The organism is Xanthobacteraceae bacterium (genome assembly GCA_019454205.1).
GTDB lineage: Bacteria > Pseudomonadota > Alphaproteobacteria > Rhizobiales > Xanthobacteraceae.
Window position 1 is genome coordinate 591,519 of the sequence record CP075369.1, and the last position, 22,949, is coordinate 614,467.

At 54.1% G+C, this 22,949-nt stretch carries 23 protein-coding genes; 17 read left to right on the forward strand and 6 right to left on the reverse strand.

From position 1 onward, the window contains the following. The first annotated feature begins 38 nt into the window (after positions 1-38). From KF794_02865 to KF794_02930, 14 genes are all read left to right on the forward strand, one after another. Positions 39-2,306 (forward strand): xanthine dehydrogenase family protein molybdopterin-binding subunit, encoded by a 2,268-nt coding sequence (locus KF794_02865; protein ID QYK46571.1) that lies wholly within the window; start codon positions 39-41, stop codon positions 2,304-2,306. 4 nt (positions 2,307-2,310) lie between these two features. Further along, complete coding sequence (locus KF794_02870) at positions 2,311-2,763, forward strand: hypothetical protein (GenBank protein ID QYK45656.1); 453 nt, start codon at positions 2,311-2,313, stop codon at positions 2,761-2,763. A 1-nt stretch (position 2,764) separates the two neighbouring features. Next, on the forward strand, positions 2,765-3,646 hold the full coding sequence (locus KF794_02875) for an FAD binding domain-containing protein (protein ID QYK45657.1): 882 nt from the start codon (positions 2,765-2,767) through the stop codon (positions 3,644-3,646). Continuing rightward, entirely contained in the window at positions 3,639-4,100 is a 462-nt protein-coding gene (locus KF794_02880; GenBank protein QYK45658.1) for a (2Fe-2S)-binding protein, read from the forward strand. Before KF794_02875 ends, KF794_02880 begins: the two co-directional genes overlap by 8 nt. Beyond that, the gene (locus tag KF794_02885; protein QYK45659.1) at positions 4,093-5,058 is read left to right on the forward strand and encodes an LLM class flavin-dependent oxidoreductase; all 966 of its coding nucleotides are present in this window, start codon (positions 4,093-4,095) and stop codon (positions 5,056-5,058) included. Before KF794_02880 ends, KF794_02885 begins: the two co-directional genes overlap by 8 nt. After that, positions 5,055-6,056: an LLM class flavin-dependent oxidoreductase gene (locus tag KF794_02890; protein ID QYK45660.1), complete on the forward strand. Its 1,002-nt coding sequence runs from the start codon at positions 5,055-5,057 to the stop codon at positions 6,054-6,056. Before KF794_02885 ends, KF794_02890 begins: the two co-directional genes overlap by 4 nt. Before the next feature lie 47 nt (positions 6,057-6,103). After that, on the forward strand, positions 6,104-6,859 hold the full coding sequence (cofE, locus tag KF794_02895; GenBank protein QYK45661.1) for a coenzyme F420-0:L-glutamate ligase: 756 nt from the start codon (positions 6,104-6,106) through the stop codon (positions 6,857-6,859). After that, on the forward strand, positions 6,856-7,812 hold the full coding sequence (locus KF794_02900; GenBank protein QYK45662.1) for a 2-phospho-L-lactate transferase: 957 nt from the start codon (positions 6,856-6,858) through the stop codon (positions 7,810-7,812). Before cofE ends, KF794_02900 begins: the two co-directional genes overlap by 4 nt. Before the next feature lie 5 nt (positions 7,813-7,817). Then, the gene (gene cofC / locus KF794_02905; protein ID QYK45663.1) at positions 7,818-8,441 is read left to right on the forward strand and encodes a 2-phospho-L-lactate guanylyltransferase; all 624 of its coding nucleotides are present in this window, start codon (positions 7,818-7,820) and stop codon (positions 8,439-8,441) included. Positions 8,442-8,456: 15 nt separating this feature from the next. Continuing rightward, positions 8,457-9,236: an IclR family transcriptional regulator gene (locus KF794_02910; GenBank protein QYK45664.1), complete on the forward strand. Its 780-nt coding sequence runs from the start codon at positions 8,457-8,459 to the stop codon at positions 9,234-9,236. 131 nt (positions 9,237-9,367) lie between these two features. Next, complete coding sequence (locus KF794_02915; GenBank protein ID QYK45665.1) at positions 9,368-9,829, forward strand: RidA family protein; 462 nt, start codon at positions 9,368-9,370, stop codon at positions 9,827-9,829. Positions 9,830-9,886: 57 nt separating this feature from the next. Further along, the gene (locus KF794_02920) at positions 9,887-10,834 is read left to right on the forward strand and encodes a tripartite tricarboxylate transporter substrate binding protein (GenBank protein ID QYK45666.1); all 948 of its coding nucleotides are present in this window, start codon (positions 9,887-9,889) and stop codon (positions 10,832-10,834) included. 1 nt (position 10,835) lies between these two features. Further along, the gene (locus KF794_02925) at positions 10,836-11,270 is read left to right on the forward strand and encodes a tripartite tricarboxylate transporter TctB family protein (GenBank protein QYK45667.1); all 435 of its coding nucleotides are present in this window, start codon (positions 10,836-10,838) and stop codon (positions 11,268-11,270) included. Next, positions 11,270-12,787: a tripartite tricarboxylate transporter permease gene (locus KF794_02930; GenBank protein QYK45668.1), complete on the forward strand. Its 1,518-nt coding sequence runs from the start codon at positions 11,270-11,272 to the stop codon at positions 12,785-12,787. The genes KF794_02925 and KF794_02930 overlap by 1 nt, the downstream gene beginning before the upstream one ends. Positions 12,788-12,855: 68 nt before the next feature. On the opposite strand, the gene KF794_02935 is transcribed toward KF794_02930, so the two are convergent. From KF794_02935 to KF794_02960, 6 genes are read right to left on the reverse strand one after another with little or no spacing between them, the layout of a single operon-like run. Next, entirely contained in the window at positions 12,856-13,566 is a 711-nt protein-coding gene (locus KF794_02935; GenBank protein ID QYK45669.1) for a carboxymuconolactone decarboxylase family protein, read from the reverse strand. Between the two features lie 11 nt (positions 13,567-13,577). Continuing rightward, positions 13,578-16,976 carry a molybdopterin-dependent oxidoreductase gene (locus KF794_02940; GenBank protein ID QYK45670.1) on the reverse strand — a complete coding sequence of 1,133 codons (3,399 nt, stop codon included), beginning with the start codon at positions 16,974-16,976 and terminating at the stop codon, positions 13,578-13,580. Then, positions 16,973-17,452, reverse strand: coding sequence for a (2Fe-2S)-binding protein (locus tag KF794_02945; GenBank protein QYK45671.1), 480 nt, complete (start codon positions 17,450-17,452; stop codon positions 16,973-16,975). Before KF794_02945 ends, KF794_02940 begins: the two co-directional genes overlap by 4 nt. An 8-nt stretch (positions 17,453-17,460) precedes the next feature. Further along, the gene (locus tag KF794_02950) at positions 17,461-18,372 is read right to left on the reverse strand and encodes a DUF1177 domain-containing protein (protein QYK45672.1); all 912 of its coding nucleotides are present in this window, start codon (positions 18,370-18,372) and stop codon (positions 17,461-17,463) included. A 9-nt stretch (positions 18,373-18,381) separates the two neighbouring features. Further along, the gene (locus tag KF794_02955; protein ID QYK45673.1) at positions 18,382-19,386 is read right to left on the reverse strand and encodes an LLM class flavin-dependent oxidoreductase; all 1,005 of its coding nucleotides are present in this window, start codon (positions 19,384-19,386) and stop codon (positions 18,382-18,384) included. A gap of 1 nt (position 19,387) precedes the next feature. Then, a complete protein-coding gene (locus KF794_02960) occupies positions 19,388-20,068 on the reverse strand; it encodes a GntR family transcriptional regulator (protein ID QYK45674.1) in 681 nt (226 codons plus the stop codon). Between the two features lie 217 nt (positions 20,069-20,285). Here KF794_02960 and KF794_02965 point away from each other — a divergent pair, with 217 nt between their 5' ends. From KF794_02965 to KF794_02975, 3 genes are read left to right on the forward strand one after another with little or no spacing between them, the layout of a single operon-like run. Continuing rightward, on the forward strand, positions 20,286-21,299 hold the full coding sequence (locus KF794_02965; protein QYK45675.1) for an extracellular solute-binding protein: 1,014 nt from the start codon (positions 20,286-20,288) through the stop codon (positions 21,297-21,299). A gap of 18 nt (positions 21,300-21,317) precedes the next feature. Then, a complete protein-coding gene (locus KF794_02970; protein ID QYK45676.1) occupies positions 21,318-22,148 on the forward strand; it encodes an ABC transporter permease in 831 nt (276 codons plus the stop codon). Continuing rightward, positions 22,145-22,942, forward strand: a complete 798-nt coding sequence (locus KF794_02975) for an ABC transporter permease (protein ID QYK45677.1) — start codon at positions 22,145-22,147, stop codon at positions 22,940-22,942. The genes KF794_02970 and KF794_02975 overlap by 4 nt, the downstream gene beginning before the upstream one ends. Positions 22,943-22,949: the final 7 nt, after the last annotated feature.

Sequence of the window (22,949 nt, forward strand, 5' to 3'; positions counted from 1 at the left end):
ATTTCATATTTTGTGGCAGGCAAGGCCGGGGGTCGTCGATGTCTAGTCGCGCCTCGGCTCCACAGTCCGACTTCGTGGATAAGGTCACAGGCCGTACGGAATACATCACCGATGTCGAAGTGCCGGGAATGGTCCACGGCAAGATCCTGCGCAGTCCACACCCGCACGCCGTAATAAAGAGTATCGATGCTACCGCGGCCCTCGCTATTCCGGGCGTGATCGAAGTCCTGACCGGCGCGGATGTTGCGTCCTTGAACAATCATTGGGGTCTCTTTCTAAAAGACCGGCCGGTGATTGCAATTGATTGCGTCCGCTACGTCGGCGAGCCGGTGGCGATAGTGGCAGCCGAAGACGAGCGCATTGCGGAAGAAGCGGTCGAAGCCATCTCAGTCGGATATGAGATCTTGCCCTTTGTTACCGAAGCCTCTGAAGCCCTTGAGCCGTCCGCACCCCTCGTTCATGAAAAGCACGAGACTATCAAGGATTTCTACTTCAAAGGCGAAGCGAAACCGGTAGCCGGAACGAATATATTTCAGCGCTACGGCTACGAACACGGCGACGTCGAAAAGGCGTTCTCGCAAGCAGACCGCTGCTTCGATGCCAAGTACGAATTTCCAATGGTCTTCCACTACGCAATGGAGCCGCATTGCGTAATTGCATCGTTCCATGGCGACAGCCTTACCGTGTGGAGTTGCGGCCAGGCGCCGACGGCTATTCAGAAAGTCCTTTCGCGCGTCTTCGAAATGCCGCTCGCGCGTATCCGCGTGATCTCGCCGAATGTCGGTGGCGGCTTTGGCGGTAAGGCTTCGGTGAAAATCGATCCGCTGGTTGCAGCGCTCGCGTGGAAAGTGCGTCGGCCGGTTCGCGTATGTCTTTCCATTTCCGAGTCGATGCTGACCGCGCGCCGCTTGAGCGCAACCATTTATGTCAAAACCGGAGTGCGGAGCGACGGCACAATCCTCGCGAAATCGGTTCGCGTCTTGATGAATGGCGGCGCTTACGCAGACACGGGCCCCGCTGTAGCTGTGAAGGCAGCCAACCGCGCGATTGGTCCGTACCGAATACCGAACCTGAAACTTGAGAGCGCCGCGGTCTACACGAACACCGTTCCTGGCGCCGCCTTCCGGTCTATCGGCGGACCGCAAGCGGTCTGGGCTTCAGAGTCGCAAATGGATGAGATTGCGGAAGCGCTGAATCTCGATCCGATCGAGCTTCGCAATCGTAATTTGCTTCGTCGCGGGGAGCATGTGCGGCCGGATCTTCGTCCGATCGATGTCGAAATGGGTGAAGCCATGGATATCGCGAACCAGGAAATGAAACGGCTTCGTGCTCTGGACGACGAACGAAAGACGTATTGCGGCACCGCGCTCGGAATTTCCGATCCCGGAATCATGGCAGTGTCGTCGGTCCTTATGCGACTCAAAATTGACGGCTCGGTCGCGGTGGTCTCGAACAGCGTCGAGATCGGGCAAGGCGTGCGCGAGGTGCTTCGCAAACTCGCCGCAGAACAATTGAAACAACCGGCCCGTGCAATCGAGGTGCTCACGCCAGATACGGCAATTGCGCCGTTCGATTGGGGAACGGGCGCAAGCCGCTCGTCGCTGATGATGGGTCTCGCAATAGAAGACGCCGCACAGGACATCAAACGTCAGGTAGCGGAAATTGCCGGCGTGGTGCTTGACGTCGATCCGCAGTCGGTTGAATTGTGCGAGGGCGGCATTACGGTGGGAAACCAAAAGAAAACGTTCAGTGAACTTCTTCACGCGTATTTCGGTATCGACAGCGGCGAGATTGTAAGCGTCGGCCGCGTCTCGCCCCATTCGAAAAACGGCCGACTCGTACAAGCGCCGCTGTTCTGGGAAACCGCGGCCGGCCAATGCGCTGTCGCGGTCGACGAGGACACCGGCGAGATCAAAGTGCGCCACTACGTAAGCGTTGCCGATGTAGGTCGCGCAGTGAATCGCGCTGGCGCGGAAGGCCAGGACGAAGGCGCGTCAGTGATGGGACTTGGTCACACGCTAAGCGAGGAACTCGTCTATCAGGACGGTCAGCCGATCAATGCAACGATGATCGACTATCACGTTCCGACTATTGACGAAGTGCCGAAGAATTTCGTCACGGTTCTGATCGAAAGCGGTACGGGACCTGGACCCGGAGGAATGCGCGGCATGGGCGAGGGCGCAATCCTTCCCGTCGCGCCCGCGGTCGCAAATGCGCTTGCTGCCGGTTACGGCGTCAGAATTCGCGACTTGCCTTTGACCCCTGAGCGCGTGTGGCGCGCAATCCGCGACAAGAAGGGGCGCTAAAAAAATGGACTTCAGTTTCGAAGCCACGCTGCCGACCACGCCCGATCGTATCTGGACGCTGATGATCGACATCGAGCGCATGGCCGCGTGCATCCCCGGCTGCGAGAAGATCGAACAGCAGGAGAAATTGAAATCATACAGCGCGGTAATGAAGCAGAAAATTGGTCCCTTCAAGCTTGAAGTGCCGGCGCAGATCAATGTCGAGAACTATGAAGAGCCTTCGTACGTGAACGCAGCGGCAACCGGAAAAGACAAATTTACCGGGACTACTCTGACGATCAGCCTTTCGGTCAAGGTCGAGCGCGTTGACGCAGGCGCCAGCAAATTCTCGGTGAATGCGCAGCTTGCCGTCGCGGGGCGGCTGGCGTCCCTCGGCTACTCCGTCATCAAGAAGAAGGCCGAAGAGAATTTCGTCGAATTCGAACGTCGTATCAAAGAACAGCTCGCGCAGGTCTGAAGTGTATCTCGCTCCGTTCACGCATCATCGGCCGACCGACCTTGCAGGCGTCTTCGAGGTGCTTGCGAAATTTGGCGATGACGCGGCCGTTTATGCGGGCGGCACGGAACTCCTGCTTGCGCTTAAGGCGCGGGTCTTGCGCTACGAACACCTCATCGACATCAAGCGCGTGAAAGAATTGTCGGGAATTCGTATCGAGGGCCAAAATCTCGTAATCGGTGCGCTAACGACCCATCATCAGATCGCAAATAGCGATCTCGTAAAGGCGAAAGCGCCTGCTTACGCTGCCTTGAGCGAAGGCGTCGCCAACATTCGCGTACGCGCAGCAGGTACGCTCGCAGGAAATCTCGCGTTTGCGGAGCCTCATTCGGACCCTCCGTCGATGCTCGCGGCCATGGGTGCATCGGTTACGTTGGCGTCCGCAGGAGGCTCGCGCGCCGTTTCGATGCGCGAATTCATCGTGAGCGAGTTCACCACGCTTCGCGAGGAGAATGAACTGATCACCGAAATCCGCCTTCCGGTAACGGGCACGGATGCCGGCTACGCCTATCGCAAGTTCGGCCATCTCGAGCGTCCCGCAGTAGGCGCGTCGGCGGGAATTGTAATGCATGAGGGGAAGTCGGTTTATCGGCTCTGGTTCGGAGCAATCGGAGACCATCCGATACACGCTCACGATTTGGAAGCTGCAATCGCGGGTACGCCTCCTTCCTCGCTTCGCGATGTGTTGCCGGGCGCTGCCGAGAACTTCGCATCGAAAATCGCAGCATCCAGCGATTTGCACGGGAGTGCGGACTACAAGCAGCACCTCGCAGCGGTGCTGATACAGCGGGCAATTCATGCGGCGTGCGATTCTGCCAGCGCTAAAGGGTACGCAGATGCCTGATACCCATACTATTTCGCTTACGCTGAACGGCGCAGTCACCAAACTAACAATCGACTCGTCCGAATTGCTGGTCGACGTGTTGCGTGATCGTTGCAAACTGAAGGGGACGAAGCGCTCCTGCGACGTTGAAGTATGCGGTGCCTGCACGGTGCTCGTCGACGGACTCCCCGTGAGTAGTTGCACGACGCTTGCGATGGACACCGATGGGAAGACTGTCACTACGATTGAGGGACTTGCAAAGGAAGGAAAGCTGAACCGCGTGCAGCAGGCATTTATCGATCATGCGGCGATGCAGTGCGGTTTCTGCACATCGGGCATGGTGCTGGCGACGACTGCGCTTCTGGAACTCAAGCCCTCCGCGAGTGAGGAAGAGATCAGGCACTTTCTACGCGGCAACATTTGTCGGTGCACCGGTTACATCAAGATTCTAGAGGCGGTAAAAAGTCTTGTTTGAGTTGTCTGTATCATCAGATGGCCGCGATACCTCGCAGCAGTTCCTCGAGAAACTGGCTGCGGCTGAGGAGGGCCGCGCGCAGTCGATTTGGATCGCAAATCACCTGTTCTTGCGCGACCCGATTTCACTCTCCGCCGTCTCGCTAAGCCACACGAAGCGAATGAATGTTGTCTTGATGGCAATTAGCCCTCTGACCGTGCATCCGGTGCAAGCGGCAATGGCCGCGGCCACCCTCGATGAGATGTTTCCCGGCCGTGTCACGCTGTGTTTCGGCGTTGGTGCGCCGGCCGATCTGAATGCGCTTTCGATCGACGGGTCTAAACCCCTCAAGATGGCGCGAGAAGCGCTAAAGCTGACAAAGGCACTTTTCCGAGGTGAGACAGTGCATTTTGAAGGTGAACACTTCTCGATTCTTTCTCGCTCACTCGTCACGGGTGCGCGCAACGTACCAATCGTACTTGCAGCGTCCGGTCCGGGGATGTTGGAACTCGCGGGGGCCGAAGCGGACGGCGTGCTGATAAGCGCCGGCGCGTCGATGCAGTTTGTAGAGCAGACACTTGATCATGTTCGACGCGGTGCAAAGGGACGCCGCGTCAGGGCGCACGGCCTCGTTTATTCATCAGTGGATGATGATGAAAAGAAAGCCAACGATAGGCTTCGCCGAGTGCTTGCTATCTTGCTTCGCGGTTCGCACCACAAGGCAAACCTCGACGTGGCGGGAAGCAAGCTCGACCAGTCGAAGCTGAACGAGGCGGTTCTTGCAAACGATTGGAAGACAGCGGAGTTGCTGATCACGGACGACATCGTGCGACATCATACAGCAAGCGGAAGTCCGCAACAGCTGAACGAATGCTTTGAAGCATATCACCGAGCTGGCCTCGACAACATCATCATCGCCGGTGTGCGGGACGCAGAGCAAGTCTCCAGAATTCTCAAGATAGGTAGGAAACAGTCATGAAATTCAGCGTATGCCTTTCCACCGGATTTGAAGGAGTGATGTATCCCATTCCATTCGCAGGGCCCGAAGACTTTATCGAACAAGGCAAACTCTGCGAGCGCCTCGGCTACGATTCGGTGTGGGGTAACGACCACATTACCACGCAGGACTATGTAAGAGGTCTGTTCCCGGACAATCCGCCGAATTTCTACGAGCCACTTGTCGTGCTCGCAGCGATCGGCGCTGTCACGACGAAACTTAAGCTTGGCACTGCGCTATGCGTATTGCCGATGCGGGATCCCGTTTACCTTGCTAAGCAAGTCATCACTCTTGATCAAATGTCGAACGGCCGTTTCATTTTGGCGGTTGGTTTAGGTGCCTATCGCGAGGAGTTTCAGGCCTGGGCTGGTTCGCGAGCGGCGAAATCGCGTCGCGGCGACATGATGGATGAAGGACTGAAATCGCTCGAAATGCTCTTCAACGACAAGAGCGCGAGTTTCGAAGGGAAGTACTACTCGTTCAAGAACGTTGAAATGTTTCCGAAGAGCCGGAAGCAGCCCTTCCCGCTCTATATCGGCGGGCACAATCTAGAGGCGGTTGAGCGCGCGGCGCGCTACGGGCAAGGCTGGCTGCCGGGCTGGCGCCCCATTGCGGAAATGGAAGACCGCATAAAGAAATTGAAGGAGCGAGCCACCGAGCTTGGCCGCAACCCCGCGGATATCGAGATCGCGCCACAGTTCTCAGTCACGATCGACAAGACCATGGAAGCAGCTGAAAAGCGGTATATGGAAAGCGGTCTGGTCGCGCACCGCGTGTCCTTGGCGTATACTGGCCGCGATCTTAGCCATCAGGTAATCGCCAATCTGGTCGGCTCCCCCGATGTCATTCTCGAAAAGGTTGCGAAGTTTAAGTCGATCGGCATCGACCATTGCAGCGCGCTGATGTTCCCGGCCGATAGCGTCAACGAGATGAATGATCAGATCGAGTGGTTTGCCAAGGATGTGATGGCAAAGGTGTGATAATTTAGACGAATGTTGTAACCTGTTCCTTCGAGGTGAAGCGGCCGATGCGTGGCTTGAAGTTGACACCTCTTGAGGGCGTTCCGAAGGTTCGGGACGGCGATGATCTTGTGGCGATCGCGCTCGACGCTGCGAAGGCGTCAGATGTGTCGCTGCAAAACGGCGACATACTCGTATTCGCGCAGAAGATCGTCTCGAAAGCGGAAGGCCGGCTTGTACGCCTGGATTCGGTTACTCCCTCGGCCAAAGCTGTCGAACTTGCCGGGATCACCGAGAAGGATCCGCGGATTATCGAACTAGTTTTGTCCGAGTCCAGCGAAGTTCTTCGCGCGATTCCGGGTGTTATCGTCGTAGTGCATCGTCTGGGTCTTGTGCTGGCAAATGCCGGTATCGATCGTTCCAACATAGGCGGCGAGGAACATGCGCTGTTGCTGCCGGTTGATCCCGATGGATCGGCGGGAAAAATCCGGAAAGAGTTTGGCCGCCGTGCGCAGCGCGATGTGGGCGTCATGGTGATTGACAGCATTGGCCGCGCTTGGCGCAACGGCACAGTCGGCACACTCATCGGCTCAAGCGGCGTAGAAACGCTGCTCGATCTTCGCGGCAAACCCGATCTGTTCGGACGTCGTCTCGAAACGACGGAAGTAGGCTGGGGTGACGAACTTGCGGCAGCAGCTTCACTCGTGATGGGGCAGGCATCCGAAGGTTGGCCGATCGTGCATGCGACCGGTGGCGCCGTCTTGCGTCGCGACGCTGATAGCAGCGCGCTGCTGCGCCCGAAGAACAAAGATCTTTTCAGGTGAGTAACGAGCGGAAACACGTTCTGGCGCTGGCCGGCGGCGTCGGCGGGGCGAAGCTCGCCTTCGGACTGCAATGTATAAAGAGAGATGAGCTGACAGTTCTCGTCAACACCGCGGACGATTTCGAGCATCTCGGCCTGCGTATTTCGCCTGATCTCGATACGGTAATGTACACACTGGCCGGTGTCGCGAACAGATCACAAGGTTGGGGTATAGAAGGCGAGACTTGGAACTTCATGGCCCAGTTAGAACGGTTAGGCGGGCCGATATGGTTCAAGCTTGGCGACCGCGATATTGCGACACACACGCTTCGTACGAGGCGCTTTGCCGAAGGCCACAGGCTGTCGCTTGTAACGCAGCAGCTTTGCAAAGCATACAAAGTTAGCGCGAACGTGCTACCGATGTCGGACGATGCTGTGCAGACAATCATTTATAGCGGCGATCTCGCAATTCCGTTTCAAGAGTACTTCGTACGATTGCAATGCGAGCCGGTCGTAGACCGCATTGAGTTTCGTGGAGCGAGCAACGCAAGGCTGAACGAACAGCTTTTGCAAACCCGGCCGGCATCGCTCAAGGCCGTGGTGATCTGTCCCTCAAATCCTTATCTCAGCATCGATCCGATCTTGAGCGTAGGCGGAGTTCGAGACTGGCTGAAACACCTTGGAGCGCCGATTGTCGCTGTTTCTCCGATTGTCGCCGGTATGGCGATCAAGGGGCCGGCCGCAAAAATCATGAAAGAGCTGGGGCATCACCCCTCAGCACTAACCGTCGCGCTGCACTATCGCGGACTGATCGACGGCTTGCTGATCGACAGCAGCGACGAAAATCTAAAGCCGGAGATCGAAGCAATCGGAATGGCAGTTCGCGTAACCAACACCATCATGAAAACGGACGCAGACCGCATAACGCTCGCCGAACAAGCCTTGCAGTTCTCCGGTGCAGTGGACAAGCGATGAGTTCCATGCCGCTCGTGCTGATACCTTGCAAGTCGCTTGCATTCGGCAAGTCGCGGCTTTCTCCTTTGCTTGATGCGAGCGAGCGCGAGGCGCTCTGCCGCGATCTTCTTATTAATACGTTGAGCCTAGCAGTTGATTTGGCTGGCACCGCAAACGTGTTTCTTGTCAGCGCCGACGTTGCAGCCGGGCAGATTGCCAAAGGCACAGGAGTTAAGACTTACGGAAAGGAGTGGCCCGATCTGAATAGCGCGCTGTTTGGCATTCGGGAAGAATTGATCAAGACAGCGCATTGGGACCAAATCATCGTGCTGCCTATCGATCTTCCGCTCGCGACAAAGGCTACAATTCAATCCGCGGCCGAAGAGACGGCCGAAATCACTATCGTACCTGATCGAAGGGAGCGCGGAACAAACGTTCTCGCCATACGTGGGCAGACTCTACTTGAATTTCCGTTTGCCTACGGCGAGGGGAGCTTTGCCAAGCACCTGCAAACGGCTGCCGAGCATGGCTGGAGTCTTTCGACCCGGCGAATACCTGCACTTGCTTTCGATATTGATGAACCGGAAGATTATTTAGAATGGAAAAAATTGCAGGCGGCCTCAAGCCATGCTGTGGCTGCGAAGTACTAAGAGGAAAACGGTAAAATGCCACAAGCAGGTAAATCGAGTCAGACCGTAACGCGAGCATTGAACATTCTCGAACTTTTGGGAAGGCAAGGAGAAGTCGGTGTTCGCGATATCGCGAGGCAGCTGAAGGTGGCGCCGAGCATGGCGCAACGCTTGATCAATTCTCTTTCAGAATCGGGCTTTATCGAAAAATCCTTAGAATCATCGCGCTGGAAAATTGGCTATAAAACATTCCAGATCGGATCTACTTTCATTTCTAACATTGACTTGAATGCGGCGGCTTCGCCGGAACTACGCTGGCTCGCTGACCAAAATCACGTCAACAGTTTTCTTGGTGTCTTGCGAGATCGTGCCATTGTGTACCTCGCTGCAGTGCAGAGTGGCGCTCCAATCAAGATTACAAATTCGCCCGGATCAACGACTTATCTTCATTCAACTGCACTTGGAAAAGCGGTGCTGTCAGGAAAGACCGATAAGGAAGCTGTAGAGTTGTTGGGTGCTGCACCGTACTTAGGCCTTACAAAAAAAACACGGCGAACATTCAATGCGATCGCCAAGGACCTCGAAGAGTGCAGGCGGGTTGGATACGCGATTAGCGACGAAGAAAACATCGAGAATGTTTTTGCGGTCGGTGCAGCTATCCGCAATTCGCAAGGTGAAACCATCGGTGCGATCAGCGGCGCAGTGCCGCGGCAAAAACTTACGACAAAAGCGATCAACGACTTATGCAAGATGATCAAGGAGTCAGCAGAACGTGTGTCGCTGCGGTTAGGCGCGCCGAGAACGCAGCATAAATAGCGCGGATTCTTTGCTGCCTCACGCGGCAAATTTCCGTTTCTGTGCAGGTTGAAGTCGTTGCAATCGCAAGGGTGAAGAGGTAGGAAAAGAGAGCAAGTGAGAACGATGTTCCTATTAAAGGAACGACCGAAATGTCCCTAATCGAACAACGTTTACGTGACGCAGGTTTTGAAATTCCGCTGGCGCAGCCAAGCGTTGCGAACTATGTCGCTGCGCTTGTGCATGACAATCTACTCTTTTTGTCTGGCCAGCTTCCGTTCGAGTCTGGCAAGCTCCGCTATCAGGGTCGCGTCGGCGAAGAGATAGGCATCGAAGATGCAAAGCTCTCCGCTCAGCTTTGCGCTTTAAACGCATTTGGTCAGGCAAAAGCGGCTCTTGGTGATCTCGATAGAATTGTTCGCTGCATACGCATTGGCGGCTTTGTTAGTTGTGGTCAGGATTTCTATCAGCAGCCGGCAGTCATAAACGGCGCGTCTGATCTAGTCGTGACCGCACTGGGCGAAGCAGGGCGACATACGCGGAGTGCGATAGGCTGTAGTGCGCTTCCACTAAATTCAGCGACGGAAATCGAAATGATGTTTGCGATTAAGTAGACGAATAAAAGTTCAGTAGTGCTCACTCACTCGAATCGTAAACGATAGGAGTTCAACATGATGCTCAAACGAGTAATGCTAGCGCTAATTGCAGTCTGCACGCTGGCTTCGCAATCTGCGAATGCCGAATATCCGGATAAACCCATTACCCTAATTGTACCTTGGGCGGTAGGCGGAAGCACCGACCAGACTGCGCGAGTTCTTGCAAAAGCAGCTGAAGCGTACTTGGGCCAACCCATCATTGTCATTAATCGACCCGGTGCATCGACAACGATCGGGATGGCTGAACTCGCCAAGGCAAATCCGGATGGTTATACGATTGGCACGCTCTCCAGCACAGGCTACCTCGTTCAGCTTCAGGGGCGTCAGCTTTCCTTCGACCCGATCAATGATTTCTCCTACATTAGTTATTATGGCGACAATCTTATCGGCATCGCAGTTCTTCAAGACTCGCCCTACAAAAAATTAAGTGATCTGCTCGATGTGGGCCGGACCAGTCCTGGAAAGCTCAAATATGGCACCGCTGGTGTTGGCACGACGCAACACCTCACGATTTTAGCTCTACAACGCGACTCTAAAACGAAGTTCGTTCACGTACCGCAGCAAGGATCGGCAGCGTCAGCGCCAGCATTACTAGGCGCTCATGTCGACTTCATCATGGAGACGTCGGTCTGGGCGCCATTTATCGAAAGCAAACAGATGCGCCTTCTCGCTGTTTCTTCGGTAAATCGTTCCGCCGTTTATCCGGACGTTCCGACATTTTCCGAACTCGGTTTCAAGTCGCTGCGGTCTGTGCAGGCAATCATTGGTCCAAAGGGATTACCTGAAGATATCAGAGCAAAGCTCGAGAGCGCGTTTCGCAAGGCTCTCAGCGATAAGGCATTCCAAGAAACAATGAAAAATCTAGCAATGCAGGTCGTCGACCTGCCGGGTGCGGAAGTTAAAAAGCTGGTCGAGAGCGAGTATTCTCTCGCTCGGGAATTGATCGAAAGCTCGCAGAAGTAAGATGTTTGGTACTTACGAGCGTCCGATCAACGTTGCGGTTGGATTGATAGCAATCACGGCCGTTGCGTTTGGCGTCGCTTCGTGGCGGCTCGGTTTCTGGACCGACGAAGGTCCAGGGCCGGGCCTCCTCCCATTCGTAACTGCTTGTATAATTTTTCCGATCTTATACTTGGTCTTACGTGAGAAAGTAGACGATGGAGAGCGGTTCGACAGGAACCCGCTAATCGCAATTATCTTGCTGTGCGTCTACGGCGTTATCTTGCCTTATGTAGGTTTTCTCATCCCAACCATAACTTTTATTGTTGCTTGGACAACAATTTTCGAGCGCAAAAATATTCTCGGTGGCCTGCTACTTAGCGGTTTTCTCGTGGCGTTCGGCTGGGTGCTATTCGTGTACCTGTTGCGCGTCCCGATGCCTTTTCTTCCGGTCTGGTAATGCTCGAATCTTTACAGCAAATATTTTATGGGCTCTCGCTGGCAGTATTGCCGCAGAACCTTATGTACGCCTTCATAGGTTGTCTGCTGGGGACTTTAGTAGGCGTGCTACCCGGTCTTGGACCGATAACGACGATTGCGGTCCTGCTGCCACTGACATTTCAAGCAGGCGATCCGCTCGGCGCAATCATTATGCTGGCGTCGATTTATTACGGAGCAATGTACGGGGGATCGACAACTTCCATTCTATTACGCGTTCCAGGCGAAGCCGCGTCCGTAATTACGTGTATCGATGGTTACGAGATGGCAAAACAGGGCAGAGCCGGCCCTGCATTATCAATCGCCGCGATCGGGTCCTTTATTGCCGGAACTTTGGCAGTTGTTGCGCTCAGCTTTGTAGGACCGGCTTTTGCGAAGTTCGCAGTCTCCTTTGGCCCCCCAGAATACTTTGCGCTCGCAATTTTCGGTCTGGTTCTTAGTGCAACGATTGGTGGAGGCTCGCCTGCTCGTGGGCTCTGTATGGTCCTACTGGGAATTCTCTTCGGTCTAGTCGGCACAGACACGATAACAGGCGTAGAAAGATTTGCCCTTGGTGTGCCGTCACTTGCAGACGGCATTGATCTCGTCCCATTGCTTATGGGTCTATTTGGACTTGGGGAAATTCTTTACAACCTTGAACAGAGGGGATCTCTGTCGCTTCTGACTTCAAAAATTGGCCGTCTATTACCCAATCGAGAAGAATGGAAAGAGTCATCTGGAGCAATCGCTCGAGGCTCAGTTCTAGGGTTTCTTGTCGGATTGATTCCTGGCGGGGGCGCGATCCTTGGCTCGCTGCTTAGTTACACGGTCGAGAAAAAGCTCTCGAAAACTCCAGAGAAGTTCGGAAAAGGAGCGATTGCCGGTGTAGCAGGGCCGGAATCTGCGAATAATGCAGCGGCATCGTCCTCGTTCGTGCCTTTGCTGACACTTGGCTTACCGGGAAATGCGGTTACTGCCGTTCTGTTTGCTGGTTTGCTTATTCAGAAGGTCCAGCCGGGGCCGTTGATGCTTGTAAAACACCCAGATATTTTCTGGGGCGTTATTGCGTCAATGTATGTCGGCAACGTAATGCTGCTAATCCTGAATTTACCGCTAGTTGGATTATGGGTTCAGTTGCTACGGGTGCCAGTATGGATTCTTGGTCCCACAGTTTTACTTGTCGCGATCTTTGGTACGTATAGCCTTCGCAGTAATTGGGGCGATGTGGGGCTTCTTATGATTGCTGGCGGCGCAGGTTACGTCTTGCGCAAAGCGGCGCTTGATCCCGGGCCATTCGCAATGGCTTTCATTCTTGCAGGCATTATGGATACATCGTTGCGTCAGGCTTTGCTTATGGGTGACGGAAACATCGGCATAATCGTCTCACGGCCTATCTCCGCCGTAATCATCGGCGTTACAGCCTTAGTTGTTATTTACACTACGTATTCCTATTTCAAAGCTGGAAGAGCGAAGAAGTACGCTGTGCCAGATAATTCCTAGAACAAGACTTTTAGAAATAAAAAAGGAGCTCCGGCGAAACGGAGCTCCTTCGTTGGTTACAAGACGTATTAGTTGGTATTCAGTTCAAGCAGCGTTTGCCCTTGATAAGCGGTGAACAGCGAGTCGCAGATCTCCAGAATTTGAACTACTTCAAGAATTTGCTGTGGGCTCGTGCCGAGCGCTCGCGATTTATCTTCGTGAACTTGAATACATCCATCGTTCCAGTTGTTCGAATAGCGATGGTTCTTGAGTGTGATCGCCATCGAAATTAGCTGCACAAGACGTTCGTCAAGTGTTTTCGGCGACTTTTTGACTGCATCGGAACGCTGTAAATAGAGTTTCAGCCACTCGCCGTCTGCTCCATAAACGCGAAAGCCGTTAGCTATGTAAGTCCGGCTCTCCACGATCTTCTGATAAATCTCGGCGGTAGAGCCAGAAATCGGAGCTTTAAGTTCCGGGAAGTTACCTGTACGCCAAATCGACACGAGCTTCTGCGCATCTTGAAATATACGAAGTCCGCGATAGAAATCGAGGATTTTCAGGATTAGGCGGAAGTCGTCATCATTCGCGCCAGCGCGACGGGCGCGCTGCTGGTGATACTTTGCAGCCTCGCCGTAATTATTGATCAGGTGTCCAACGACGAAGACTAATTCGCGCGATTTCTCGTCCAACTCGCCGGCCTCAAGACGTTTCATTCGGCTTTCGAATGCGTCGATCCAAACAGCGTCACTCTTAAATTGCTCTGCGTAGGCAGCTACGGCGGGGTTCTTGTCAGTCATAATCACACCTTTTATAGCTTCGGAAGTGTCATGGATTCTTGCTTCGCGGCAAGCAGTGCCTGCTTCGTCAGGTTAATTAGAAGCGGAACTTTGTAGTGATTATCGTGAAGCGGAAGGCTTCCTTCCACAATCGTCGCGGCAGCTTGCGCGACAATATTTTCTTCGAGCTTCGTGCCGATAAGCAACGCCTCGGCCTTTTCGGCGCGCAAAGGCAAGGGTGATACCGCGCCGGCAAAAATGCGAAGAGAACGAACTATGCTGCTGGACCACTGAGCCTGTACTGCGACTGAAGCCTCGGCGAAGTCACCTTGTCGCAAGCCAAACTTTTCGAATGAAGCAGTTGTGTTGGATATCAGCGGAATTTCGATCGCTTCGACCACTTCGCCGCGACCGACCTTGGTGAGCCCCGACCAGAGATAAAGATCCTCAACGGGTATATAGCGCACACCTGCTGCCCCGATCAGTTTCGCGCGGGCGTTAAGAGAGGAAAGCAATGGCGCGAGGTCTGAAGGATTCGGAGCAGCGCAACGTTTTGCGCCATTAATTGAATGATGGCGATTGTCGCCCAACACAGCGAAACAAGGGCAGGTGGGACCGCCAAGCTTGTAGCAAGGAAGAGCGCTGCGGAAAAACCAGCAACGTTTTTCCTGGCAAAGATCCCCGGCAATAGTCGCAACACGCCGAATTTGCGGTGTTGCAATCAAGTTTATGCAGGTCACAAGCGATGGAAAGTGCTTAGCAGCTAGTGTGTTGTTTGCAATCTTATCGAGCGAGGTAGCCGCGCCGATACGAAGGGTTGAAGTTTCGCTCTGTAGCAGAGAAATACCCTGCATTTCAGACAAGTGGCTAACATCGATCAGTTGATCAGGATCGTAGATGCCTTGCCGTAGACCAACAAAAATGTCCGTGCCGCCGGCAACAATACGGGTTTTCACCTCGCTATTCGAAAGCAAATCGAGCAATTCGCTGGTGTCATTGGGCACTAAAATGCGCGGTCGTTTCGACTTTTGAGGCACACGAGCAAATTTGGTACCTACCTTCCGCAGTGCAGGAAATACGACATCTGGGTACATCGCGCGAACGGTCGCGACTTCGGCATTGTAGGGCCGCTTCCACGGTTTTAAGGCGGGCTTCTTGCCATCCTTCTTCTCAAGCGCAGCGAGCACCCGATCTGGCGACATTGGCAATTCTTTGAAGCGAATTCCTGTCGCGTGAAATACTGCATTGGCAATTGCCGCTATTGTCGCATTGATTGTGGGCTCAGCGCCGGCTTTCGCGCCGTACGGACCGAGTGGATCATTCGTCTCGACCAGCGAGATGTCGATCTGCGGTGTGCTGCCAATCCGAGGTACTGCGTAGTCAAGGAAGGAAGCATTGACTGGCCGGCCTTCCTCGAAAACCATTTCCTCCTGCAAGGCCATCCCGATTCCTTGCAGCACCCCACCATAAATCTGCCCTTCGACAGCAGTTGGATTGAGCGCACGTCCCACATCCTGTGCGACAGCCATACGTAGTACAGAAATGCGGCCGGTGTTGCGATCAACCTCAACTTCCGCAGCTTGCGCACCGAAAACATAGGTCGCTGCATAATTGCCTTCACCTGTCTTCGGATCAGGGCGCTCACCCGGAGTACTGAAATAACCTTCAGCGTCAAGTCGCCCAACGATCCGCGCGATCTCGCGTAGGTCGGCAGCACGATCAGGTTCATTCGTTTGACGTGCGATTCCACCTTCAAGAGCAATATCCGGAACACCGCAATTCCATTGGCGCGATAGGCCAGCAATAATTTTTGCCTTCAGATTTTCGGCAGCGATGAGTGTTGCATTTCCTGTGACGAACGTAACACGCGATGCGGCACTCCCGAGGTCAGCTGGAGCCTCGTCCGTATCCATGTGGGAAACAGAAACATCCTTGGTGCTAACTCCGAGTGCTTCGGCGGCAATCTGCGCAAGCGTCGTATTCTGCCACGTGCCGGTATCCGCCGTTTGCGTATGCACGATCAAACGACCATCCGCGGTTAGTTCAATGCGGGAATTAGAGAAATTGCCCTCTTGGTAGATGACGCCACCACTGGGATGAATCATTGAAGCAATGCCGACACCGCGCATCGCGGTCGATGCCTCCCGCTTTTCATCCCACCCGATGATCCGCCCAGCTTCTTGAAGACACTCGGTTAGTCCGCATGTAGTTATGCGCCACTTTAACGGAGTCACATCTCCGGACTGATTGGCTTGTGCGATTCGATATTCAAGTGGGTCACGGTTTAACCGCAGGGCGATCTCGTCCATGTGGCTTTCGATTGCCCAAATCGTATGGGGCGCACCCATCCCTCTATACTGACCGCCCGGGACTTTATTCGTGTAGACGAGATCGCAGTCGTAGTGCGCGGTATCAACGCGATAGAGACAAGTAGTCCGCTGTCGAGACGCTCCTACGTAGGTCGGTGCGTAAGCGGTGTAAGCGCCATTATCGATCTGAACTGAGACATGGCGGTTTAAGATACGTCCGTCTTCTGCAACAGCCGTCTTGATCTTGATGCGCTTGGCATGATCAGTTTTACCGCTGATAAACTCTTCGTGCCGATTGAGCGTAATTTTGACAGGCCTCTTGGCCTTTATCGACAGCATTGCTGCGAGCGCCTCCTGCTCGCAGATCTTAGATTTTCCACCGAAGCCGCCGCCGACTTCGACGGCGCGAATACGCACGTTCTTCTCATCTAGGCCAACAACATGCGCGACTTCTTTTCGTATGAAGTAGGGCGCTTGCGTTGCAGTCCAGAGATCGAGCTTGCCTTCCGCGGAATTAAAGTCCGCTACTGTACCGTTAGTTTCCATGCAAGCAGGCGCGACAATGCCATGCTGGAATTCGTCCTCGAGCACGAAACTCGCCTTGGACAAAGCTTCCGCAACGTTGCCGTAGTTTGCCGAAAATCGAATCGCAAGATTTTTTCCGGCAGGAGCATTTTCACGACCGTGAATCTCAAGCGCCTGTGCACCGAGCGCATCGTCGGGCGTAAATGTTGGCGCAAGCACTTGGTACTCGACCGCAATTAAAGAGCATGCCTGCTCCGCGATTGCTAATGTCTCTGCTGCGACAGCAGCCACCTCCTCGCCCCAGAAGCGAACCTTCTCTTTCGCGAGCGGGCGGCGATCAGAATAACTGCCGCCAAGCTGATAATAGCGGCGGTCTTTAAAATCTTCGCTGGTAATAACCGCATGGACGCCCAGCAACTTACGGGCGGCAGACGTATCGACAGATAATATCTTTGCATGCGGATGTGGGCTGCGGAGGATTGCGCCGAACAGCATGCCCGGTAGCGCTACATCATGCGTGTAAACAGAACTCCCACGTACCCGCATCTCGATGCCGGCTTGATGGTGGCGCTTTCCGACTTCCCGTAACCCACTCATGAGCGTTCGCTGTTCAGTTTACTTTGCCCACTGGCGTCAAGCACCGCATCGATGATCTGGCGATAGCCTGTGCAACGGCAGATGTTGCCAGCCAGGGCGTGTGTAATTTCGGCTTCACTTGGATTGGAATTTGTTGCGAGCAAAGCACTAGCGCTCATAATCATTCCGCCCGTGCAAAAGCCGCATTGAACGGCTCCATGGCGAACAAAGGCATCCTGAACGACAGATAAATTGCTTTCCGTCGATAGTCCCTCAATGGTGGTAACTGAGCGTCCCGCTACGCGGTAAGCAGGATAGAGGCAAGAACATACCGCTTCACCATCGACGTGCACCGTGCACGCCCCGCATTCACCATTGCCGCAGCCGATCTTTGTTCCCTTAAGCTCCAAACGATCGCGTAGCACGTTCGCCAGCATCTCATTGTCCGATAGCTGCAACGATCGGTCGATTCCATTGATGCGAAATTCGATCCGCATAACACTTGCTACTTCGCTTTAAGTTGCGCCATCGAGCCGTAGAGTTCTTTAAGCAGAGTGAACTCTTTGGCGTCGTAGAACGAACACTGCTTTGCGCCGTACGCCTTCGCGACTTCAAGAGAAAAGCGACAAGCTGCCTCGATGTCATCGAGCTGAGTTGCTCCAGTAGCGCAACCAGGTACGGCGGTTTCTGCGGTAATTGCCAACCCAACAACCGGAACATCCGCATAAGCTGCGGGCTGCATGATTGAGTTGATGTGGAATAGATTGTTGGCGTAGGGCGTAATGTCTTGGGTCGAGAGCGGAAATGTAAGCGCGTGCCGTGCGGTGACGCGCTCGAGTACATCGACGAGATCATAGCTTACTGGAAGAATGTAGCCATCGAGAACGGTCGGCGTAATCGCAATTCCCTTCGCATTAACAAGACGATTGCCGCGCGAAGTATCGATACTGAGAATCGCGCTCATCTCGGGGTGGATTTCAGCCCTGCATAATGTGTCGCGGTCTACAGGAGACGACATAAATGGCACGGGATGATGCGGACGGGTCGGCGCAGCGGGGCAGATATGCGTCGATAGGATCACGTCGCCGGGAAGCTGGTCACCAGCCTTTTTCATTGCCGTGATCTTTAAAGCAAGCGCAACTACCGCGATCGCGCCATCGGCATCCGATACAATGCCTATCTGGGTTGGACGTGCGCCAATCCCGCCAAGCTTACCGATAATTCCGAGTTTAGGAGCAGTGGCATCGCTGCCTTTGCAAACGATCTGTATGAAGTCGGTATGGTGCGTCGCTGACGAAATCCGCTTTACTGCGATGTTTTCGACACCAGCGCTCTCAAGAAATTGGCGAACCTTCTCACCATCGATATGTGCGCTATCGAGTAATTCGTAGCTATCTATGACTTGCTTAAGCGCCATTATCGCTCCTTAGAAGCCCCGAGCAGCCGGAAAAACTTCATTACGAAGGAGCTCTGACATTTCTACCGGGTCTAAGCCTTCAGCCGGGTAGGGCAGTGCTATGACGTGTGTGACTCCGCAGTCAGCAATTCGCTGCAGTTGTTCGATGCACTCCTTCGGAGTTCCTGAAATTGAAAGATGAAGTGTTAGGTCATCGGGGACCGCAGCCCACATGGCTTCGTCGTATTCGCGCGAGCGAGCGTATCCGAAACGATTGATTTCATCGAGCAGGCCAGGTGCTTTGACGCCAAAAAGCTCAAGGACCTCAGGCGTGGACTTTAGTGTCCGACCGATCGCCGGCTTCACAGCATTTCGCGCGAGCGTTCCGTCTTTGCAGACGGACGTATATGCCCATAGGGCTATCTCAGGCTTCGCCATAGTAGAATCTCGCTTCAACAACCCTCTTTCAATGTTCTCTTGGCAGAAGCCGATGCCGGGTTTGGACGTGAAGTGACCGATAATAATTCCGTCGCCCATCTCGCCGCCCGCAGCTAGAATCTGCGGTCCACGACCTGCTACATAGACGGGCACTTGTTTCGACTTGAAATGCATATGTGCATTCTTCGCGACGAAGGTCTTACCTTCATACGTTACGGGTTCGTCGTTCCAGAACTGGCGGCAAACCTTCACAGCATCTCGCAGAGCCGTTGCTGGACTAATACGCTGGATGCCCATAGCGTCGAAGCCGCTAATGCCGGCACCGATTCCCATAATCGCGCGTTGCCCAGAGAGCTCATGCAGACTAGCCATTGCCGTTGCCGTCAGAAGCGGATGACGAACAAGTGGGTCAGTGACGCCGGTGCCTATTGTAGTTTTCGTTGTGGCAGTTGCGATGCCAGCCATCGTAACGAAAACATCGCGGAAAAATCGCTCGTCCGGAACCCAAACAGAGATGTCATTCTGGTCGCAGGTCTGTGCTAATTTCATCTGCCCCTGAATGGGGAGACGGGATGGCATCGCAATGCCGAATTTCATCTCAGTATTCTCCGGAATTCGTATCGTTGGGGCTTGGTCGCTGCAGCAACAATTCGCGCGCGCTGAGCAGGTGTTTTCGCATTAAGCGATCGGCTATTTCGCTATCGCGCATTTCAATGGCCGACGCGATCAGGTCATGCTCACGAATAAAGCGCCGATGCGCTTCCTCCGAGTGCAGAGTCATATCTTCGTCGGTTAGAATGAGATCGCGAATGTTCGTGAAAGCGTGGATAATCTTTGGCGAGCGCGTAGCCGACACAATAATTTCGTGGAATTCGATGTTGAGCTGTGCGCGCTTAAGACGATCGGAGAGGGCGACGGCTTGGCTAACGGTCACATTTTGGCGTAATCGTTTGATTTCCTCATCGTTGATACGCTCCGCGGCCAGCCTAGCTCCATATCCTTCGATCGCAGCGCGAAGATCGTATGCGTCGAACAAATCCTCCCGCATATCTGAGACCGCATAGCCACCGCTCTTTGCAGCCGTAACGAGTCCATCGACTTCAAGACGTGCGAGCGCTTCGCGAAGTGGAGTTCGGCTAATGCCGAGTGTTTGAGCCAGATCAGTCTCAATCAGCCGCACCCTTGGTGTCAGCTCGCGATTGATAATTGCCATTCGCAACTGTCGATACGCATTGCGCCACGCCGGCTCTGGTCGGCCATTGCTAAAAACATCGATCATAGATTGCATACAAAATAGTCCCTTGTTTCGAGGACAGTATACAATTTTGTGGTCAGCTTCTATCCCCTCAGACGTGCCGTAGTGCAAAAGATGTTATTTTATGCGCTTATCTGCCTTCATGCTGCACTGCAAAACTATGAATCTCGTTTGACTCTATCAAAATATGTATGCAGTATTTAATACATAAGCTGCGTTTACTCGTTGGGAGAGGGATCCAATGAAGAAGATAACGACTTGGATTTTGGCCAGTTTTCTAGGCATTGCGGCACTGGCAAATGGCTCAGCACGTGCCGAGCCGCTCGTTCTGATGACCTGGGGCGGGGTCTGGCAGAAAACGTTTCAGGAACTGGCGGCGAAATACAAAGAGAAGACCGGCAAGGAAGTGACGGTCATCACTCAGGGCGGGGGTGACGCGGGCATCGCGCGACTTATTGCGCAGAAGGCTAATCCCGACGTCGATCTCTGGACTACAAACATGATCAATTACATCCGTGCGCTCGATGCGAAAGTGCTCGAGCCGCTCGATACCGCGCAGATTCCTAACGCGGCGGATGTGAACAAGAATCTTATCTTCTCACACGCCATTACGGCATGGGTCTCACAGCGTGGCATTTTCTATCGTAAGGACCTCGTTCCCTTCGAGCCGAAGGAATGGAAGGACCTTTGGGATCCGCGTCTGAAGGGCAAGATAGCGGCTCCCGCCGCGACTTTTGATCCTGGTTACTTCCCTCTGATGGCAGCTGTCATTAACGGCGGTAACGAAAAGAATCTCGATCCAGGTTTTGCCAATCTTGCGAAGCTTAAAGGTTCGATTGCATCCTTCTATACGAACAATGTGCAATCGATCCGCTTGATTGAGTCTGGCGAGGTTGCGCTGGTTGCCTGGGGCATTATGCCCAACGTCGTTCCGCATCTCGGGCCGGGCAGCAAGTACGGATTCGTAATCCCGAAGCCCGCACTTGTTGCAGAAACGCCGATTACAATCGTTGCCGGTACGAAGAAGAAGAAAGAAGCGCTTGAGTTCATCAACTTCGTCCTTTCGGTCGAGTCGCAGGAGCTTCTCTCCAGGGCGCTCGGCTCCGCGCCGGCAAACTCGAAGGCGCAGCCTCCGGATTCAATCAAGCCGATCCTGATCGACGTATCCAACAACTACGTTGTCGACTATCGCGCTCTCGGAGACGATCTCAGCAAAATTATCGACCGCTACGACCGCGAGGTCATGGCCCGGTGAGGGCCAGAGCAAGCGCCGATGAAAGCAAAACTTGGTTTCCTGCTGCTACTTCTGCCTGCGCTGGGGCTGATCGCAGGATTCCTAACCGCACTGACATCGGTACTCGTAATGAGCGTGGTGGATTCCAGCGGCGCGCTGTCGCTGGAATCCTACCGATCATTCCTCGGCGACGAACGCTACATGACTATCCTGTTGCAGTCGGTATGGATCGCCTTCTACGTAACCGTAATCTGCTTGGTTCTGGGCTATCCGATCGCAATCGCGATGAGCCGCTCGTCGCGCACTGTCGCATCGCTGATTACACTCGCGCTCGCGATCCAGTTCTTCTCGATCTACGTCGTGAAGATGTACGGCTGGATGCTCATTCTCGGAAATAACGGCGTCATAAACCGGATGCTGCTCGGTAGCGGCATCGTCAGTTCGCCAGTGAAGTTTATGTATAACGAGCTCGGTGTCGCAATCGGGCTTTTGGCGGCTGCCTTGCCGCTTATGGTTTTCCCGATCAACGCCGTCCTGCAAACCATCAGCCTTCGTTACGAAGAAGCGGCGCTGAGCTTAGGGGCTGGGCGTCTGCGCGCGCTGCTGACGATCACGCTTCCATTGAGCGTCCCCGGCATCCTGAGCGGCGTTATTCTAACCTTCGTATTTTGCTTCGCGGCTTATCTTACACCGGGTCTGCTCGGCGGCGGCTTCTTCAAGATGATTGGCAACGTCATCTACGAACAGGCGGTCACGCGCTTCAACTATTCGTTTGCTGCCGCAGCGGCGGTCATCACGCTCGTTATCAGCCTTTTCGCGATCGTCGGCTTGAACAAGGCAAGCCAGGCTTTCGCTGGAGGGCGCCAATGAGAACCGGCACCGTACGGGACCCGCTTACGATGGCGGCGACTGCGATCGCCTTCGTCACGCTCTTCGCTGCGACGTTTCCGTTGTTCGTGACCACGATTACCGCGTTCAATGCGACCACCGAAACTGTGTTTCCGCCGAACGGCTGGTCAATGCGCTGGTTCTGGAACATCGCGAAGCAACCGGAATTGGTTGAGGCGGCGGGCTTCAGCCTGGTATTGGCGGTCATCAGTTCCGCGATTTCGATTTCGCTTGGCGTCGTGAGTGCGATCGCGCTGACGCGCAAGAATTTTCCGGGAAGAAATCTGATCGATGCGGTCCTGATGTCCCCGCTGTTGGTACCGCAAGTCATTATGGGTCTTTCGTTCCTCGTCTTCTTCGTTCGTATCGGTGCGAAGCAGCCATTTCTGAATCTCCTGTTTCTTCACGTCGTATTGACCTTTCCCTATGCGCTGCGCGTCATTCGCTCGAGCCTGATACGAATGAACCCAAAGCTGGAAGAGGCGGCGATCGGTCTCGGTGCGTCCAACATAAAGAGTTTCTTCCTAGTAACATTCCCGCAGATGCGGCCGAGTCTCTTCGTCGCGATCTTCTTTTGTTTTGTTGTGTCGTTCGACAACTTCACGGCATCGGCGTTTCTGACCGTCTCGGGCGCGACCCTGCCGGTACAGATTTACTTCAATATCGAATCCAGTCTCGACCCCACAATTTCCGCGATCAGCGCTTTGCTAATCGTCAGTTCGGCAATCTTCGTGATTGTTGCCGACCGGATCGTAGGCGTCGAGAAGATCGTATGAGAACGAA

Excerpts from the sequence above, each read along its gene's own strand:
- KF794_02945 (QYK45671.1), bottom strand. The coding sequence starts at position 17,452 with ATGCGGATCGAATTTCGCATCAATGGAATCGACCGATCGTTGCAGCTA.
- KF794_02970 (QYK45676.1), top strand. The coding sequence starts at position 21,318 with ATGAAAGCAAAACTTGGTTTCCTGCTGCTACTTCTGCCTGCGCTGGGG.
- KF794_02960 (QYK45674.1), bottom strand. The coding sequence starts at position 20,068 with ATGATCGATGTTTTTAGCAATGGCCGACCAGAGCCGGCGTGGCGCAAT.
- KF794_02880 (QYK45658.1), top strand. The coding sequence starts at position 3,639 with ATGCCTGATACCCATACTATTTCGCTTACGCTGAACGGCGCAGTCACC.
- KF794_02940 (QYK45670.1), bottom strand. The coding sequence starts at position 16,976 with ATGAGTGGGTTACGGGAAGTCGGAAAGCGCCACCATCAAGCCGGCATC.
- KF794_02910 (QYK45664.1), top strand. The coding sequence starts at position 8,457 with ATGCCACAAGCAGGTAAATCGAGTCAGACCGTAACGCGAGCATTGAAC.
- KF794_02950 (QYK45672.1), bottom strand. The coding sequence starts at position 18,372 with ATGGCGCTTAAGCAAGTCATAGATAGCTACGAATTACTCGATAGCGCA.
- KF794_02870 (QYK45656.1), top strand. The coding sequence starts at position 2,311 with ATGGACTTCAGTTTCGAAGCCACGCTGCCGACCACGCCCGATCGTATC.
- KF794_02865 (QYK46571.1), top strand. The coding sequence starts at position 39 with ATGTCTAGTCGCGCCTCGGCTCCACAGTCCGACTTCGTGGATAAGGTC.
- cofC (QYK45663.1), top strand. The coding sequence starts at position 7,818 with ATGCCGCTCGTGCTGATACCTTGCAAGTCGCTTGCATTCGGCAAGTCG.
- cofE (QYK45661.1), top strand. The coding sequence starts at position 6,104 with ATGCGTGGCTTGAAGTTGACACCTCTTGAGGGCGTTCCGAAGGTTCGG.
- KF794_02890 (QYK45660.1), top strand. The coding sequence starts at position 5,055 with ATGAAATTCAGCGTATGCCTTTCCACCGGATTTGAAGGAGTGATGTAT.
- KF794_02915 (QYK45665.1), top strand. The coding sequence starts at position 9,368 with ATGTCCCTAATCGAACAACGTTTACGTGACGCAGGTTTTGAAATTCCG.
- KF794_02930 (QYK45668.1), top strand. The coding sequence starts at position 11,270 with ATGCTCGAATCTTTACAGCAAATATTTTATGGGCTCTCGCTGGCAGTA.
- KF794_02925 (QYK45667.1), top strand. The coding sequence starts at position 10,836 with ATGTTTGGTACTTACGAGCGTCCGATCAACGTTGCGGTTGGATTGATA.
- KF794_02935 (QYK45669.1), bottom strand. The coding sequence starts at position 13,566 with ATGACTGACAAGAACCCCGCCGTAGCTGCCTACGCAGAGCAATTTAAG.
- KF794_02975 (QYK45677.1), top strand. The coding sequence starts at position 22,145 with ATGAGAACCGGCACCGTACGGGACCCGCTTACGATGGCGGCGACTGCG.
- KF794_02920 (QYK45666.1), top strand. The coding sequence starts at position 9,887 with ATGATGCTCAAACGAGTAATGCTAGCGCTAATTGCAGTCTGCACGCTG.
- KF794_02965 (QYK45675.1), top strand. The coding sequence starts at position 20,286 with ATGAAGAAGATAACGACTTGGATTTTGGCCAGTTTTCTAGGCATTGCG.
- KF794_02955 (QYK45673.1), bottom strand. The coding sequence starts at position 19,386 with ATGAAATTCGGCATTGCGATGCCATCCCGTCTCCCCATTCAGGGGCAG.